This window comes from Pantoea stewartii (assembly GCF_011044475.1).
GTDB lineage: Bacteria > Pseudomonadota > Gammaproteobacteria > Enterobacterales > Enterobacteriaceae > Pantoea > Pantoea stewartii.
Genome location: NZ_CP049115.1, coordinates 3069505 through 3084957, shown reverse-complemented (window position 1 = coordinate 3084957; position 15453 = coordinate 3069505). Strand labels below are relative to the sequence as shown.

Below are 15453 nucleotides of genomic sequence, written 5' to 3'. Positions count from 1 at the left end.
AAAGATAACGGCTCTTTTGCTAAATGTCGAGTCTGCATATCGACAGGTGAAAAAGTTTCAAGGCACTGTTACAGCCCGCACTGGTGAGTCAGAGACAGGCTTTACCTTGTACGGGCTTTCTGGAACCAGACGGCGGCAAAAAACCATAACGCCGCAAAATACGCTGTGCCTCATCAGTATGGAGGAAGGCGGCAAGCGGTATGGCGGAGGGTGAAAGAGTGGCCCAGCCGTATTGCGCCCGTACGTTGTAAGCAGGAGGAATATTAAGCACCATCAGGAACTGATGATGCCTCAGGCGGGGCGCATAACTGGCATAGCCAATAAACAGTTCAGCGTAGCCTTCATCAATGAGCCACTGGGCTGCCAGTCTGCCAACAGGAACAGGCAGACTGTCCGGGCCACCAACCAGGGCGTTTGCTTTGTTCCGGATTCGGCTGCCCTGACCGGGATATCGCTGCTCAATGTTTTCGAATAACTGCCACGTGTAATCCCCTGAGGGATCGTACAGGGGCGTTGAGGTTGCCAGCCGTAAATCATCACGTTGCAGTAATGACAGCCAGTCGTCTTCTGCAGAGACATCCTCCCGCCTGGCAGTCAGACACAGCCTGTTATCGATGAAATGCCCGGTGTCCTCTGCCAGACCTTATCGCGACAGACTTGTGGGATGCTGCAGGTTGGCCGAAACAAACATGTCACCGACTTCACCCTGTTCGATGCGCTGACGCAGTAAACCAGCCGGGCCATAGTGTGTTTGTGTCGTTATGCCGTATTCCGCGCTGAACGCGGCAACCAGCACCGGCCACACATCGCGCAGACTACCGGCCGCCAGAATCTGGAGAGGTTTCATGATAGGCGGTCCGGTAAAAGCGGCGATACCAGCGGTCGGCCCGCTGCTGCATATCCACATCGCGAAATTTGTCAGGATAGAGTTTTTTCGCCATCCACAGTTCACCTAACCCTATGGCTTCTGGCATCGGATAGCCCCATGCCTTGGCATAGTCAGGCATCAACCAGACACGGTGATGTTTGACAGCATCAATGGTCTGCCAGAGCGGATCGTGCTGAATCGCCTGAACAACCTGCGGATAGCGGTTCTGCACAAAAATTACCTGCGGATTCCAGACCACCACCTGTTCCATGCTGACCTGCCTGAAACCCTGAATAGTCGATGCTGCCACGTTCAGTGCGCCAGCATGGGTCATCATCAGCCCCGTATATTTCCCGGCACCGTATGTCGTCAGACTGGGATTGGCCATATAAGCGCGTACACGCTGCTGTTCAGGGAGATCGTGGAGACGATCAGTCACCTCTTTACGCCCCGCAAAGGCTGCTGAGATGAGAGCTTTGGCCTGCTGCTGCCTGTTCACCACCTCACCTATCAGGGTGATGCCTTCCTTTATCCCGAGATCGTAGGCCTTATCTTCATTTTGCATACTGGGATTAATTTCGCCCTGCTGCCCGGCGTCATCGTGACGCAGTGAAATCGCCAGTACAGGAATGCCCAGTGCGGAGATCTGGTCAATCATCTCTTTCGGCGCATAGTTGGTGACGAATACCACCTGTGGATGCAGTGCAATTAGCTTTTCCAGATCAACATGGGTCAAATCACCCAGCATTGCTTTATGCGTCAGCTCAGGCACCAGCGTTGCGTAATTGTCCCCTAACTGCTGTTTCCAGTTAGCCAGTATCCCTACAATTTTATCTGTCGCATTTAACTGCACCAGAAGATTCAGCGTCTGGTGCTGAAGCACAACCACGCGATCAACCCGATCCGGGATTGTAACGTTACGACCAAGCTGATCGGTCACGATGCGGCTGGCGTAGCTGTTCCATGCGGTAAAGATAAGTAAGCCTGTAAAGACGAGGTGATTCGGTCTGATTTTCAATGAAGGTCCCCTGTAGCGTAATGTATTTGATTATATAGCGATGCACCGCGACAAGGTAAACAGTGGATGCGCCTGTCGTTGTCGCGGGTTTGCGTGGCAGGGATGACTGTCGGTGTCGTGGCATTTTCGATGCAGGGCGCGCCTGACAGACAGCGCCAGCCCATTGGTTCGGTTTGCTGACCTTGAAATGCGCGTATGGCCTGACATCGCTCTGCATGCTGATATCCACTTAAGAGGGCATGTTTTTAGCTGAGACAAACTACAAAAGATGAGAATAAATCGGCAGGATTAGTGCGTACTCAGCAAATACGCTTTATCCTGGTGCATTTAACCTGTTTACTTATGATTAGGGCCTGAAAATGTCAGTTCAAAATAACGTCCCCATTGTTGAAATATGTTATTTCCGTATTAAATCCCTACACAGTTAACCTGATGATATTCACTTTTACACACTGCAATTAATCTTATCAGCTTGATATTAATTAGAGCACACGACGTTAATTTTAGATCGCGTTCCTTTTGCTAATTTGATTTTAACGGAGCCAGACAGACTCCTTCATCAACCGGAATCAAGGGGTAATGTTATGAAAATCAATAAAGTATCATCAGCCGCTGCGGCTGTAGCATTGACACTGATGTCTTTTGGTTGTTTCGCCGCAGAAACGGTCTCTGCCACCTCGTTAACGCTGGATGGCGCGGTTTCTAAAATCGCCAGACAGGCTAAACAGCAGGGCGAGCATTTTAAAGTGATTAGTGCTGACACGAATAACTACGCACACGTCACCGCTGAATTATATAAATAATGTCAGTAAGTGAAATAAAAAGCCGGTTTTAAAAGGCCTCCCGGCGCTTTAATTACCGGCTTTTCAAACTTTTTTATTCATATCTTACCGTGCCGACGTATATTTCCCTGCATTAACACGTAATTAAATCACCAGTATTTAGCCCCTGTACGTCCCATCTTTTCTTCCAGTAAAACGAATGCGCCCAAAGTCACGTTAAGCACAGACATAACCGTTTCTTGGATCACGGCAGGGGTGACGCGTTCGTTTGATTTACTGGTTTTGATATTGAAAGAGATCGGATGTCATAACGTCGGGATGATGGCAGGCTTACCCTGTTTCACGACATTATTTATATTCAGGAAAGGAGGCGGAAATACGTCATAAGCCATCGTTTCATCGCGTTGCTATAAACGGGATGAGAATGGGCTGACAGTCGACGGAGGGTTCCGGCATAACGGTTCCGCGCGCGCGGTCAGGCAGCAACAGAGATCTGACCAGAAGCCCGCAGAGGTCCGGCAGCCCCCGCCCTCCCCGGACGACGGACGTAAAAAAGCCCCGTACTTCCGTACGGGGCTTCTTCACCTGATTGATGCCTGGCAGTTCCCTACTCTCGCATGGGGAGACCCCACACTACCATCGGCGCTACGGCGTTTCACTTCTGAGTTCGGCATGGGGTCAGGTGGGACCACCGCGCTACAGCCGCCAGGCAGATTCTGTCTGCCGCGCCGCCCCCTCGGGCCGCACGGCGTTATCCGGTAAACAAGGCTGAAAATTCTTCTGTCTCTCAACCCAAAACGCCTCTGGCGTTGTAAGGTTAAGCCTCACGGGTCATTAGTACCGGTAAGCTCAACGCATCGCTGCGCTTACACACCCGGCCTATCAACGTCGTCGTCTTCAACGTCCCTTCAGGAGGCTCGGAGCCTCAGGGAGAACTCATCTCGGGGCAAGTTTCGTGCTTAGATGCTTTCAGCACTTATCTTTTCCGCACTTAGCTACCGGGCAGTGCCACTGGCGTGACAACCCGGACACCAGCGGTGCGTTCACTCCGGTCCTCTCGTACTAGGAGCAACCCCCCTCAATTCTCCAGCGCCCACGGCAGATAGGGACCGAACTGTCTCACGACGTTCTAAACCCAGCTCGCGTACCACTTTAAACGGCGAACAGCCGTACCCTTGGGACCTACTTCAGCCCCAGGATGTGATGAGCCGACATCGAGGTGCCAAACACCGCCGTCGATATGAACTCTTGGGCGGTATCAGCCTGTTATCCCCGGAGTACCTTTTATCCGTTGAGCGATGGCCCTTCCATTCAGAACCACCGGATCACTATGACCTGCTTTCGCACCTGCTCGAGCCGTCACTCTCGCAGTCAAGCTGGCTTATGCCATTGCACTAACCTCCTGATGTCCGACCAGGATTAGCCAACCTTCGTGCTCCTCCGTTACGCTTTGGGAGGAGACCGCCCCAGTCAAACTACCCACCAGACACTGTCCGCAGCCCGGATCACGGGCCCACGTTAGAACACCAAACATTAAAGGGTGGTATTTCAAGGACGGCTCCACGCAGACTGGCGTCCACGCTTCAAAGCCTCCCACCTATCCTACACATCAAGGCTCAGTGTTCAGTGTCAAGCTGTAGTAAAGGTTCACGGGGTCTTTCCGTCTTGCCGCGGGTACACTGCATCTTCACAGCGATTTCAATTTCACTGAGTCTCGGGTGGAGACAGCCTGGCCATCATTACGCCATTCGTGCAGGTCGGAACTTACCCGACAAGGAATTTCGCTACCTTAGGACCGTTATAGTTACGGCCGCCGTTTACCGGGGCTTCGATCAAGAGCTTCTCCTTACGGATAACCCCATCAATTAACCTTCCGGCACCGGGCAGGCGTCACACCGTATACGTCCACTTTCGTGTTTGCACAGTGCTGTGTTTTTAATAAACAGTTGCAGCCAGCTGGTATCTTCGACTGGCCTCGGCTCCGGGAGCAAGTCCCTCACCTACGCGCCAGCGTGCCTTCTCCCGAAGTTACGGCACCATTTTGCCTAGTTCCTTCACCCGAGTTCTCTCAAGCGCCTGGGTATTCTCTACCTGACCACCTGTGTCGGTTTGGGGTACGATTTCGTGTTACCTGATGCTTAGAGGCTTTTCCTGGAAGCAGGGCATTTATCACTTCAGCACCGTAGTGCCTCGTCGTCACGCCTCAGTGTAAAGTGCACCGGATTTGCCTGGCGCACACACCTACACGCTTAAACCGGGACAACCGTCGCCCGGCCGATATAGCCTTCTCCGTCCCCCCTTCGCAGTAACACCAAGTACAGGAATATTAACCTGTTTCCCATCGACTACGCCTTTCGGCCTCGCCTTAGGGGTCGACTCACCCTGCTCCGATTAACGTTGAACAGGAACCCTTGGTCTTCCGGCGACAAGGTTTTTCACCTTGTTTATCGTTACTTATGTCAGCATTCGCACTTCTGATACCTCCAGCATGCCTCACAGCACACCTTCAACGGCTTACAGAACGCTCCCCTACCCAACAACGCTTACGCGTCGCTGCCGCAGCTTCGGTGCATGGTTTAGCCCCGTTACATCTTCCGCGCAGGCCGACTCGACCAGTGAGCTATTACGCTTTCTTTAAATGATGGCTGCTTCTAAGCCAACATCCTGGCTGTCTGTGCCTTCCCACATCGTTTCCCACTTAACCATGACTTTGGGACCTTAGCTGGCGGTCTGGGTTGTTTCCCTCTTCACGACGGACGTTAGCACCCGCCGTGTGTCTCCCGTGATAACATTCTCCGGTATTCGCAGTTTGCATCGGGTTGGTAAGCCGGGATGGCCCCTAGCCGAAACAGTGCTCTACCCCCGGAGATGAGTTCACGAGGCGCTACCTAAATAGCTTTCGGGGAGAACCAGCTATCTCCCGGTTTGATTGGCCTTTCACCCCCAGCCACAGGTCATCCGCTAATTTTTCAACATTAGTCGGTTCGGTCCTCCAGTTAGTGTTACCCAACCTTCAACCTGCCCATGGCTAGATCACCGGGTTTCGGGTCTATACCCTGCAACTTAACGCCCAGTTAAGACTCGGTTTCCCTGCGGCTCCCCTATACGGTTAACCTTGCTACAGAATATAAGTCGCTGACCCATTATACAAAAGGTACGCAGTCACACCACGAAGGTGCTCCCACTGCTTGTACGTACACGGTTTCAGGTTCTGTTTCACTCCCCTCGCCGGGGTTCTTTTCGCCTTTCCCTCACGGTACTGGTTCACTATCGGTCAGTCAGGAGTATTTAGCCTTGGAGGATGGTCCCCCCATATTCAGACAGGATACCACGTGTCCCGCCTTACTCATCGAACTCACAGCCTGTGCACCTTTGTGTACGGGAGTATCACCCTGTACCCTGCGACTTTCCAGACGCTTCCACTGATGCACAAGCTGATGCAGGTTCTGGGCTCCTCCCCGTTCGCTCGCCGCTACTGGGGAATCTCGGTTGATTTCTTTTCCTCGGGGTACTTAGATGTTTCAGTTCCCCGGTTCGCCTCATGCCGCTATGGATTCACTGCATGATAGTGTGACGAGTCACACTGGGTTTCCCCATTCGGGTATCGCCGGTTATAGCGGTTCATATCACCTTACCGGCGCTTATCGCAGATTAGCACGCCCTTCATCGCCTCTGACTGCCAGGGCATCCACCGTGTACGCTTGGTCGCTTAACCTCACAACCCACAGGCGTTTTGCGCTTGCGTGTTATGAGCTTTTGAGAGACCCGAACGCATCGTGCTGTGTTCCTTATTACGGAGGAACACGACGTGCGTCGTTTCAAATTTTCAGCTTGTTCCGGATTGTTAAAGAGCAAATATCTCAAACGTGACCCTGAGGCCAGTTTTGAGATACTTTGTGGAGACACCTTTCACCTGTCACCAAGCAAGTGGCGTCCCCTAGGGGATTCGAACCCCTGTTGCCGCCGTGAAAGGGCGGAGTCCTAACCGCTAGACGAAGGGGACACGTACGTGTGTCTCGACTTCGCAGCCGTCTTGCTTCTTCAGCTTTCTATCAGACAATCTGTGTGAGCACTTCGCACGAAGGTATCTTCAGGTAAGGAGGTGATCCAGCCGCACCTTCCGATACGGCTACCTTGTTACGACTTCACCCCAGTCATGAATCACAAAGTGGTAAGCGCCCTCCCGGAGGTTAAGCTACCTACTTCTTTTGCAACCCACTCCCATGGTGTGACGGGCGGTGTGTACAAGGCCCGGGAACGTATTCACCGCGGCATGCTGATCCGCGATTACTAGCGATTCCAGCTTCATGTAGGCGAGTTGCAGCCTCCGATCCGGACTACGACGCACTTTATGAGGTCCGCTTGCTCTCGCGAGGTCGCTTCTCTTTGTATGCGCCATTGTAGCACGTGTGTAGCCCAGGTCATAAGGGGCATGATGATTTGACGTCATCCCCACCTTCCTCCGGTTTGTCACCGGCAGTCACCTTAGAGTGCCCAACTTAATGATGGCAACTAAGATCAAGGGTTGCGCTCGTTGCGGGACTTAACCCAACATCTCACGACACGAGCTGACGACAACCATGCACCACCTGTCACTCTGCTCCCGAAGGAGAAGCCCTATCTCTAGGGTTGTCAGAGGATGTCAAGACCTGGTAAGGTTCTTCGCGTTGCTTCGAATTAAACCACATGCTCCACCGCTTGTGCGGGCCCCCGTCAATTCCTTTGAGTTTCAGCCTTGCGGCCGTACTCCCGGCGGTCGACTTAACGCGTTAGCTCCGGAAGCCACTCCTCAAGGGAACAACCTCCAAGTCGACATCGTTTACGGCGTGGACTACCAGGGTATCTAATCCTGTTTGCTCCCCACGCTTTCGCGCCTCAGTGTCAGTTACAGACCAGAAAGTCGCCTTCGCCACTGGTGTTCCTCCATATCTCTACGCATTTCACCGCTACACATGGAATTCCACTTTCCTCTTCTGCACTCAAGTCTCCCAGTTTCCAATGACCCTCCACGGTTGAGCCGTGGGCTTTCACATCAGACTTAAGAAACCACCTGCGCGCGCTTTACGCCCAATAATTCCGGATAACGCTTGCCACCTACGTATTACCGCGGCTGCTGGCACGTAGTTAGCCGGTGCTTCTTCTGCGGGTAACGTCAATTGCTGAGGTTATTAACCTCAGCACCTTCCTCCCGCTGAAAGTACTTTACAACCCGAAGGCCTTCTTCATACACGCGGCATGGCTGCATCAGGCTTGCGCCCATTGCGGAAGATTCCCTACTGCTGCCTCCCGTAGGAGTCTGGGCCGTGTCTCAGTCCCAGTGTGGCCGATCACCCTCTCAGACCAGCTAGGATCGTCGCCTAGGTGGGCCGTTACCCCGCCTACAAGCTAATCCCATCTGGGCACATCCGATGGTGTGAGGCCCGGAGGTCCCCACTTTGGTCTTGCGACGTTATGCGGTATTAGCTACCGTTTCCAGTAGTTATCCCCCTCCATCGGGCAGTTTCCCAGACATTACTCACCCGTCCGCCACTCGTCACCCGAGGAGCAAGCTCCTCTGTGCTACCGTCCGACTTGCATGTGTTAGGCCTGCCGCCAGCGTTCAATCTGAGCCATGATCAAACTCTTCAATTTAAAGTTTGATTTGCTGAAACCAGTTCAGCGATGCTCAAGGAAAACGTCGTAATGAATTTCAATACGTGTTCACTCTTAAGACTTGATATTTTTTTGCGTCCGGAGACGCGGATATCAATCCTGCGAGTGCCCACACAGATTGTCTGATAAATTGTTAAAGAGCAGTGCAACCAGCGGGTTAACCGTCTGTTGCGAGGTGGCGTATATTACGCTTTCCTCCTTCAGAGTCAACTTCTTTTTCAGAAGTTTTTCTCCGGCGGCTCAGTTGCCTGACCCTCTCAACACCGCATTCCATAAGCCGTTGTGCCGTGTCGATGGAGGCGCATTATAGGGAGTTCTCGCGGGCTGACAAGGGCTAAATTCAATAAAAATGACTGTTCGCTGCATTCCACAGCAAAAGCCCGCCTTATACGCAGTTACACACAAAGTTATCCACATTCCTGTTACGTACAAATTTAGACGAGCATCACGCAAACGTTTTCGCTACAATGCCCCCGCAACGCTATGGATGCCCCTTTTCGGGGCGTTACCTGAAGTTTTCGCGTTTTCACTTCTCTATAAAGGGGAAGAAAGCTCGCAAACTTGATGTAACGCTCTTATTTACGCGAATCAAAGCCAAGGGATAAAACCACCATGCAACAACCTCGTCCTTTACGCCGCGCCCTGCTCAGTGTTTCTGATAAAGCCGGCATCCTCGAATTTGCTCAGGCACTCTCCCAACGTGGTGTTGAGCTGCTCTCTACAGGCGGCACCGCACGTCTGCTGGCAGAGGCAGGGCTCCCCGTCATCGAAGTGTCTGACTACACCGGTTTCCCGGAAATGATGGATGGACGCGTTAAAACGCTGCACCCGAAGGTCCATGGCGGCATTCTGGGACGTCGCGGACAAGATGATGCGGTAATGGCGCAGCACGCTATCAACCCTATCGATATGGTGGTCGTTAACCTTTATCCCTTTGCACAAACCGTCGCGAAGCCAGACTGCTCACTGGAAGATGCCGTAGAGAACATTGATATTGGTGGCCCAACCATGGTGCGCTCGGCGGCCAAGAACCACAAAGATGTGGCGATTGTGGTAAAGAGCAGCGACTACCCGGCCATCATCGCCGAGCTGGACGCCAACCAAAACTCACTGACGCTGGAAACCCGTTTTGACCTGGCGATCAAAGCGTTTGAACACACCGCTGCGTACGACAGCATGATTGCCAACTACTTCGGTAGCATGGTTCCCGCCTACCATGGTGAAACTGAGCAGCCGGCAGGACGCTTCCCTCGCACCCTCAATCTTAACTTCGTTAAAAAGCAGGATATGCGTTATGGCGAGAACAGCCATCAGGATGCCGCCTTCTATATAGAAGAAAATGTACAGGAGGCCTCTGTCGCTACCGCCGAGCAGGTGCAGGGCAAAGCACTGTCTTATAACAACATTGCGGATACCGATGCAGCACTGGAGTGCGTAAAAGAATTCGCTGAGCCCGCGTGCGTCATTGTAAAGCATGCTAATTCTTGCGGCGTGGCCGTCGGCGAGTCCATTCTGGCGGCTTACGAGCGCGCTTACCAGACCGATCCTACCTCTGCATTTGGCGGTATTATTGCGTTTAACCGTGAACTGGACGAGGCGACCGCACAGGCCATTATCAGCCGGCAGTTTGTTGAAGTGATCATCGCCCCTTCGGCGACCGAAGCGGCCCTGAAAATCACGGCGACGAAACAAAACGTTCGTGTACTGGTATGTGGTGAATGGCAGGGCCGTGTCGCCGCGCTGGATTTCAAACGGGTGAATGGTGGTCTGCTGGTTCAGGATCGCGATCTCGGGATGGTCGATGCCAGCCAGTTGCGTGTCGTCAGCAAGCGTCAGCCTTCTGAACAGGAACTGCGTGATGCTCTGTTCTGCTGGAAAGTGGCTAAATTCGTTAAGTCCAACGCCATTGTCTATGCACGCGACAATATGACTATTGGCATAGGTGCGGGCCAGATGAGCCGCGTCTATTCTGCCAAAATTGCGGGCATCAAAGCGGGTGATGAAGGTCTCGAAGTTAAAGGTTCTGCGATGGCTTCCGATGCGTTCTTCCCATTCCGTGATGGTATTGATGCCGCTGCAGCCGTGGGCGTGAGCTGTGTCATTCAGCCAGGCGGCTCTATCCGCGACGACGAAGTGATTGCAGCTGCCGATGAACACGGTATTGCCATGATCTTTACTGATATGCGTCACTTCCGTCATTAATTCTGTGGAGCGTTTTATGAAAATTTTAATCATCGGTAACGGCGGACGTGAACATGCCCTGGCCTGGAAAGCCGCCCAGTCGCCGCTGGCAACGGCCGTTTTTGTCGCCCCTGGTAATGCAGGTACGGCGCTGGAACCGGCTTTACAGAACGTCGATATTTCCCCAACAGATATCCCGGCATTACTTGCCTTTGCGCAACGTGAACAGATCGATCTCACTATCGTTGGACCCGAAGCGCCGCTGGTGATTGGCGTGGTTGATGCATTCCGTGCCGCCGGCTTAAAAATCTTTGGTCCGACTCAGGCTGCCGCACAGCTGGAAGGTTCGAAAGCGTTCACGAAAGACTTCCTTGCGCGTCACAACATCCCCACTGCCGAATACCATAATTTCACCGAGGTCGCCCCTGCGCTGGCCTATCTGCGTGAAAAAGGGGCGCCCATTGTCATCAAAGCCGATGGCCTGGCTGCCGGTAAAGGTGTCATTGTGGCCATGACGTTGCAGGAAGCCGAAAACGCGGTGCAGGATATGCTGGCGGGCAACGCCTTTGGTGACGCCGGGCACCGTATTGTGATCGAAGAGTTCCTGGACGGTGAAGAAGCCAGTTTTATCGTGATGGTCGATGGCGAGAATGTCCTGCCGATGGCCACCAGTCAGGATCACAAACGCGTCGGCGATGGGGATACAGGGCCAAACACCGGCGGTATGGGCGCTTACTCTCCTGCACCAGTGGTGACGGATGAAATCCACCAGCGCGTCATGGACCAGGTCATCTGGCCAACCGTACGTGGCATGGCAGCAGAAGGGAATGTCTACACAGGCTTCTTATATGCCGGGCTGATGATCGATAAGACCGGTCAGCCAAAAGTGATCGAATTCAACTGCCGTTTCGGCGATCCGGAAACGCAGCCCATTATGCTGCGCCTGCAATCGGATCTGGTGGATCTCTGTCTGGCTGCCTGTGAAGGCAAGCTCGATCAAAAAGACTCAAAATGGGATCCCCGCCCTTCGCTGGGTGTGGTGCTGGCGGCTGGCGGCTACCCAGGCCCCTACGCGAACGGCGAACAGATTCACGGTTTGCCGCAGGAAGAAGCGGCTGACGGCAAAGTTTTCCATGCCGGTACACGCCTGGAAGGCGACCGCGTACTGACTAACGGTGGACGTGTGTTGTGCGTCACCGCGTTAGGCGATGACGTTGCCGCTGCGCAGAAGCGCGCTTATGCGCTTGCTCAGCCGATTTCCTGGCAAGGCAGTTTCTGCCGCCGCGATATCGGCTATCGCGCCATTGGTCGCCAGTAACGATGACAGGGGCACACGTTGTGCCCCTTTTTCATGCCTCAGAAATCCGCCTCTTTGGGCTCATCTGCACATTCGTCTTTGTGACTGACCCGCAACAGTTGAACGCCTTCTGGCGCTTCCAGCCATGAAACCATCAAGGGACCAGCGGAATGACGTCGGTAATGCGTGAGCGTCTGCCATGCCTCACTGTCAAACGCTGGCGTCACCTTTTGACCGTCACAGGTCTCCACGACATTGCCCCCTGCCCAGTGCCCCTGCTTCAGAAACACCCGACCGCTTAAGAGCGCATCGCTGACGTCCCGCATACGTTGCGCGTCAAACTTATAAAGTTCCACCGTATCAGGGCTGACCGCTTCACGTTGAGTAGCAAGCTGGCGCTGCATAAAGTTAAGACTGCCATTCTGGTCAAATCGCAGGGTGACATCGTCGGGAGGCGCGCCTTTCACCTGACGCTCAACGCTGACCAGGTGATCGCCCAGCCAGCGGTAGTCTGTCGTTTCGCTTTTTTCGCTGTTAAATGGGTTGTACAGCGTACGAATATGCACAGACTGATGATCCGTATTCTTACGCCAGATACGCACACTGCCACGGTCGGCCAGATAACCACTGGCGGAAAAGGCGGGAATGTCGGGGGTGGAACTGCACCCGATAATCAGTGAGGAGAGAAGCAGGGCGGAAAAGCGCTGAAGCAGCGTAGTCATGGTGGCTGGCCCTTAAACAAAAGGGGCGAAATCGCCCCTGTTTAAAACTTTACCGCTATGCGACGTCTTACTTGACGGCGTCTTTCAGAGCTTTACCAGACACGAATGCAGGTACGTTTGCCGCAGCGATTTTGATTTCTTTGCCAGTCTGTGGGTTACGACCGGTACGCTCAGCGCGGTGGTTCACTTTAAAAGTACCAAAACCAACCAGTTGTACAGCATCACCCTCTTTCAGAGACTCAGTGATTGCAGCCAGAGTAGATTCCAGCGCTGCCTTGGCCTGGGTTTTAGACAGGTCAGCTTTTTCTGCGATCACATCAATCAGTTGAGTCTTGTTCATAAGTTATCCTTAAAGTGTATTTATCGCTTGCTAAGCAACGAGTGCGAGGGAAAAGCCAACTTCGGGCACTCTTCAGCCTGCACGCACCGATAGCCACAATTTTCAGCCCCCCAAATGTAGACCAGACAGGGGGCTGATGTGAAGCCTCCAGGCGCGCTAATTAAGGCCTGAAGTCACGTTTTCTCGCCTTATTGCTGAATTTTTATACCGATGTTACTAATTCCCGCCTCGCGCAGGTCGGATCGCAGACCTTTTATCAATTCAAGGTCTCGCTCTTCACAGTCTGCGAGCAGGCGAAAAATCTCCCATTGCAGGTCCCATTCGTCGATGACAGCCGGGTTTTCCCGCAGCTCTTCATCGGTCATTTCACGACCTGCCTGAGTCATTTCCAGAATGGCCACGGTGGTGATGGAGGTCTTGCTGACTTCAATCGCATGTTCAAGCGTTTCGCCACTTAACAGGGCGTGCAGCACTTCACTTAATGCCACACAGGCATCGATGGCCGGATACACGCCGTAGACCTCAAAATCATCGCCATCCGGAATCGCAGCTTCGAGCTTTTCCAGTTGACTGTCGAAGTTGATCTTTGCATCTTTCACCGTCAGCGTTTCCCAAATCAGATCGAGAATCCGGCGGTAAAGCGCAGGATCGGCAAACGCAGTTTGCTGGCAAAAGGCCATGTAATTAGGATACATGCGCTCGCACAGGCAAGCCATAAACGTCAGATGTTGCCAGCTTTCCAGCTTTGCCAGACGCAAATGCACAGGGTTTTGTAACATACACAGAGCTCTTATTCGTTTCGCTGGCCGCAGTGTAACGCAAAAGCGCCCTACAAACAGTGCTAAAGCGCGTTTTGCCAGCGCAGAAATGCAGGTCGGCGTGATGCGACAGCATCTGCCCAGCGCGTCGGTTCCGGTAAACGGTAGCCCTGAGTACACTTTTCAACCCAATCGAGGGCACTGTCCAGGCTGACGCGATGCCCGGTGGCCACAAACAGCGGATTACAGCGTACCTTGCTGCGCCATACCCAGCCAATTTGCTCCCCTTTATCCATTAACGGCTGGCGACTGCCGGGAGTCTCGTCCAGCGGCTCAAACCGTCCGCACAAACGCTTTTTGGCGACACCGATGGTGGGAACATCGACCATCAGTCCAAAGTGTGACGCCACACCGAGCCGACGCGGATGCGAAATGCCGTGACCGTCGACAAACAACAGGTCAGGCTTCTGCTCCAGCATATTCCATGCCGCCAGCAAGGCGGGATATTCCCGGAAAGAGAGAAAGCCAGGAATGTACGGCATAGTCGTCTCGATGCGCGCGATACGATGCTCCACCAGCTTCAGCGACGGGTATTCAAGAATAACCAGCGCCGCGCGCGTGACCGCACCTTCCTGTTCAAACCCGACGTCTGCGCCACCAATAAAGCGTGGCGGCAGCACATCAAAATCGTCCTGCCGCACGACGTCTGCGGCACGCTGTTGTTGCTCCGCACGAAGTGCAGCAATATCCATTATGACTCCTGATGATACTGGCGGGAAAGGCGGTGCACCGCCTCAACGAAGACGCCGGCATGCTCTGGCGGTACATCCTGATGGATACCATGTCCCAGATTGAATACGTGGCCTTCACCTTTGCCGAAACCGTCCAGAATACTGGCCACTTCCTGCTCGATACGGGCCGGTGGTGCGTACAGCATGGAGGGATCCATATTGCCCTGTAAGGCGACTTTATGCCCGACACGACGGCGGGCCTCACTGATGTCGATAGTCCAGTCCAGGCCCAGTGCATCGCAGCCTGTTTCAGCCATGGCCTCAAGCCACTGACCGCCGCCTTTAGTAAACAGCGTGATCGGCACACGACGGCCTTCGTTTTCGTGCAGTACGCTGTCGACGATTTTATGCATGTAATACAGCGAGAACTCGCGATAATCGCGGCCACTCAATGCGCCGCCCCAGGTGTCAAACACCATGACTGACTGCGCCCCGGCGCGGATCTGAGCGTTGAGATAGAGAATAACGCTGTCGGCCAGCTTATCCAGCATGGCATGCAATGTGGCAGGTTCGGCGTACATCATTTTTTTAATTTTGGTGAAGGCCTTACTACTGCCGCCTTCTACCATATAGGTTGCCAGCGTCCACGGACTGCCTGAAAAACCAATTAAGGGCACCTCACCATTAAGGTTCTTACGGATGGTCCGTACGGCATTCATCACGTAACCCAGTTCCTGTTCAGGATCGGGAACAGGCAGGCGATCGACATCGGCACGGCAGGTTACGGGGTTTGAAAAGCATGGACCTTCCCCCGTTTCGAAGTACAGCCCTAATCCCATCGCATCAGGAATGGTGAGAATATCACTGAAGAGGATGGCCGCATCGAGCTTGTAGCGACGCAATGGTTGCAGGGTGACTTCGCAGGCCAGCTCGGCATTCTTACACAGCGACATAAAGTCGCCCGCCTGGGCACGCGTGGCTTTATATTCCGGCAAATATCGTCCGGCCTGGCGCATCATCCATACGGGGGTAACATCGACAGGCTGGCGTAACAGGGCGCGCAAATAACGGTCGTTCTTCAGTTCACTCATGTCAGGACTCTCT

Annotated in this window: 9 protein-coding genes, 1 tRNA gene, 3 rRNA genes and 1 pseudogene; 3 read left to right on the top strand and 11 right to left on the bottom strand. The window is 53.5% G+C overall.

All coding sequences use genetic code 11. The annotated features are described in order from the left end of the window. Positions 1-88: 88 nt before the first annotated feature. Both G5574_RS14640 and G5574_RS14635 read right to left on the bottom strand, forming a co-directional pair. Positions 89-847 (bottom strand): annotated as a pseudogene (locus G5574_RS14640) (substrate-binding domain-containing protein). Continuing rightward, entirely contained in the window at positions 816-1886 is a 1071-nt protein-coding gene (locus G5574_RS14635) for an ABC transporter substrate-binding protein (RefSeq protein WP_164482781.1), read from the bottom strand. Before G5574_RS14635 ends, G5574_RS14640 begins: the two are co-directional and overlap by 32 nt. Positions 1887-2470: 584 nt before the next feature. On the opposite strand from G5574_RS14635, the gene G5574_RS14630 reads away from it, so the two are divergent. Further along, positions 2471-2689 carry a YdgH/BhsA/McbA-like domain containing protein gene (locus G5574_RS14630; protein ID WP_006122329.1) on the top strand — a complete coding sequence of 73 codons (219 nt, stop codon included), beginning with the start codon at positions 2471-2473 and terminating at the stop codon, positions 2687-2689. A 573-nt stretch (positions 2690-3262) separates the two neighbouring features. On the opposite strand, the gene rrf is transcribed toward G5574_RS14630, so the two are convergent. The 4 genes from rrf to G5574_RS14610 form a co-directional block, all read right to left on the bottom strand. Further along, positions 3263-3378, bottom strand: a 5S ribosomal RNA gene (rrf, locus tag G5574_RS14625). Between the two features lie 103 nt (positions 3379-3481). Beyond that, positions 3482-6383 (bottom strand): 23S ribosomal RNA (locus G5574_RS14620). Positions 6384-6596: 213 nt separating this feature from the next. Beyond that, positions 6597-6671 (bottom strand) — tRNA-Glu (locus G5574_RS14615). 92 nt (positions 6672-6763) lie between these two features. Beyond that, positions 6764-8299 (bottom strand): 16S ribosomal RNA (locus G5574_RS14610). The 16S, 23S and 5S rRNA genes sit together here with 1 tRNA gene alongside, the layout of an rRNA operon. 633 nt (positions 8300-8932) lie before the next feature. Between G5574_RS14610 and purH the strand changes: the two genes are divergently transcribed. Further along, entirely contained in the window at positions 8933-10522 is a 1590-nt protein-coding gene (gene purH / locus G5574_RS14605; protein WP_164482780.1) for a bifunctional phosphoribosylaminoimidazolecarboxamide formyltransferase/IMP cyclohydrolase, read from the top strand. A gap of 16 nt (positions 10523-10538) precedes the next feature. Continuing rightward, positions 10539-11819, top strand: coding sequence for a phosphoribosylamine--glycine ligase (gene purD / locus G5574_RS14600; protein ID WP_164482779.1), 1281 nt, complete (start codon positions 10539-10541; stop codon positions 11817-11819). Positions 11820-11857: 38 nt separating this feature from the next. On the opposite strand, the gene G5574_RS14595 is transcribed toward purD, so the two are convergent. The 5 genes from G5574_RS14595 to hemE form a co-directional block, all read right to left on the bottom strand. Then, the gene (locus G5574_RS14595) at positions 11858-12520 is read right to left on the bottom strand and encodes a DUF1481 domain-containing protein (RefSeq protein ID WP_033737951.1); all 663 of its coding nucleotides are present in this window, start codon (positions 12518-12520) and stop codon (positions 11858-11860) included. A 67-nt stretch (positions 12521-12587) separates the two neighbouring features. Further along, positions 12588-12860 (bottom strand): nucleoid-associated protein HU-alpha, encoded by a 273-nt coding sequence (gene hupA, locus G5574_RS14590; RefSeq protein WP_006121511.1) that lies wholly within the window; start codon positions 12858-12860, stop codon positions 12588-12590. A 188-nt stretch (positions 12861-13048) separates the two neighbouring features. Next, the gene (locus tag G5574_RS14585) at positions 13049-13639 is read right to left on the bottom strand and encodes a YjaG family protein (RefSeq protein WP_006121510.1); all 591 of its coding nucleotides are present in this window, start codon (positions 13637-13639) and stop codon (positions 13049-13051) included. 62 nt (positions 13640-13701) lie between these two features. Then, the gene (nfi, locus tag G5574_RS14580; protein ID WP_033737954.1) at positions 13702-14370 is read right to left on the bottom strand and encodes a deoxyribonuclease V; all 669 of its coding nucleotides are present in this window, start codon (positions 14368-14370) and stop codon (positions 13702-13704) included. Next, complete coding sequence (gene hemE / locus G5574_RS14575; protein WP_039343272.1) at positions 14370-15440, bottom strand: uroporphyrinogen decarboxylase; 1071 nt, start codon at positions 15438-15440, stop codon at positions 14370-14372. Before hemE ends, nfi begins: the two co-directional genes overlap by 1 nt. Between the last annotated feature and the right edge of the window lie 13 nt (positions 15441-15453).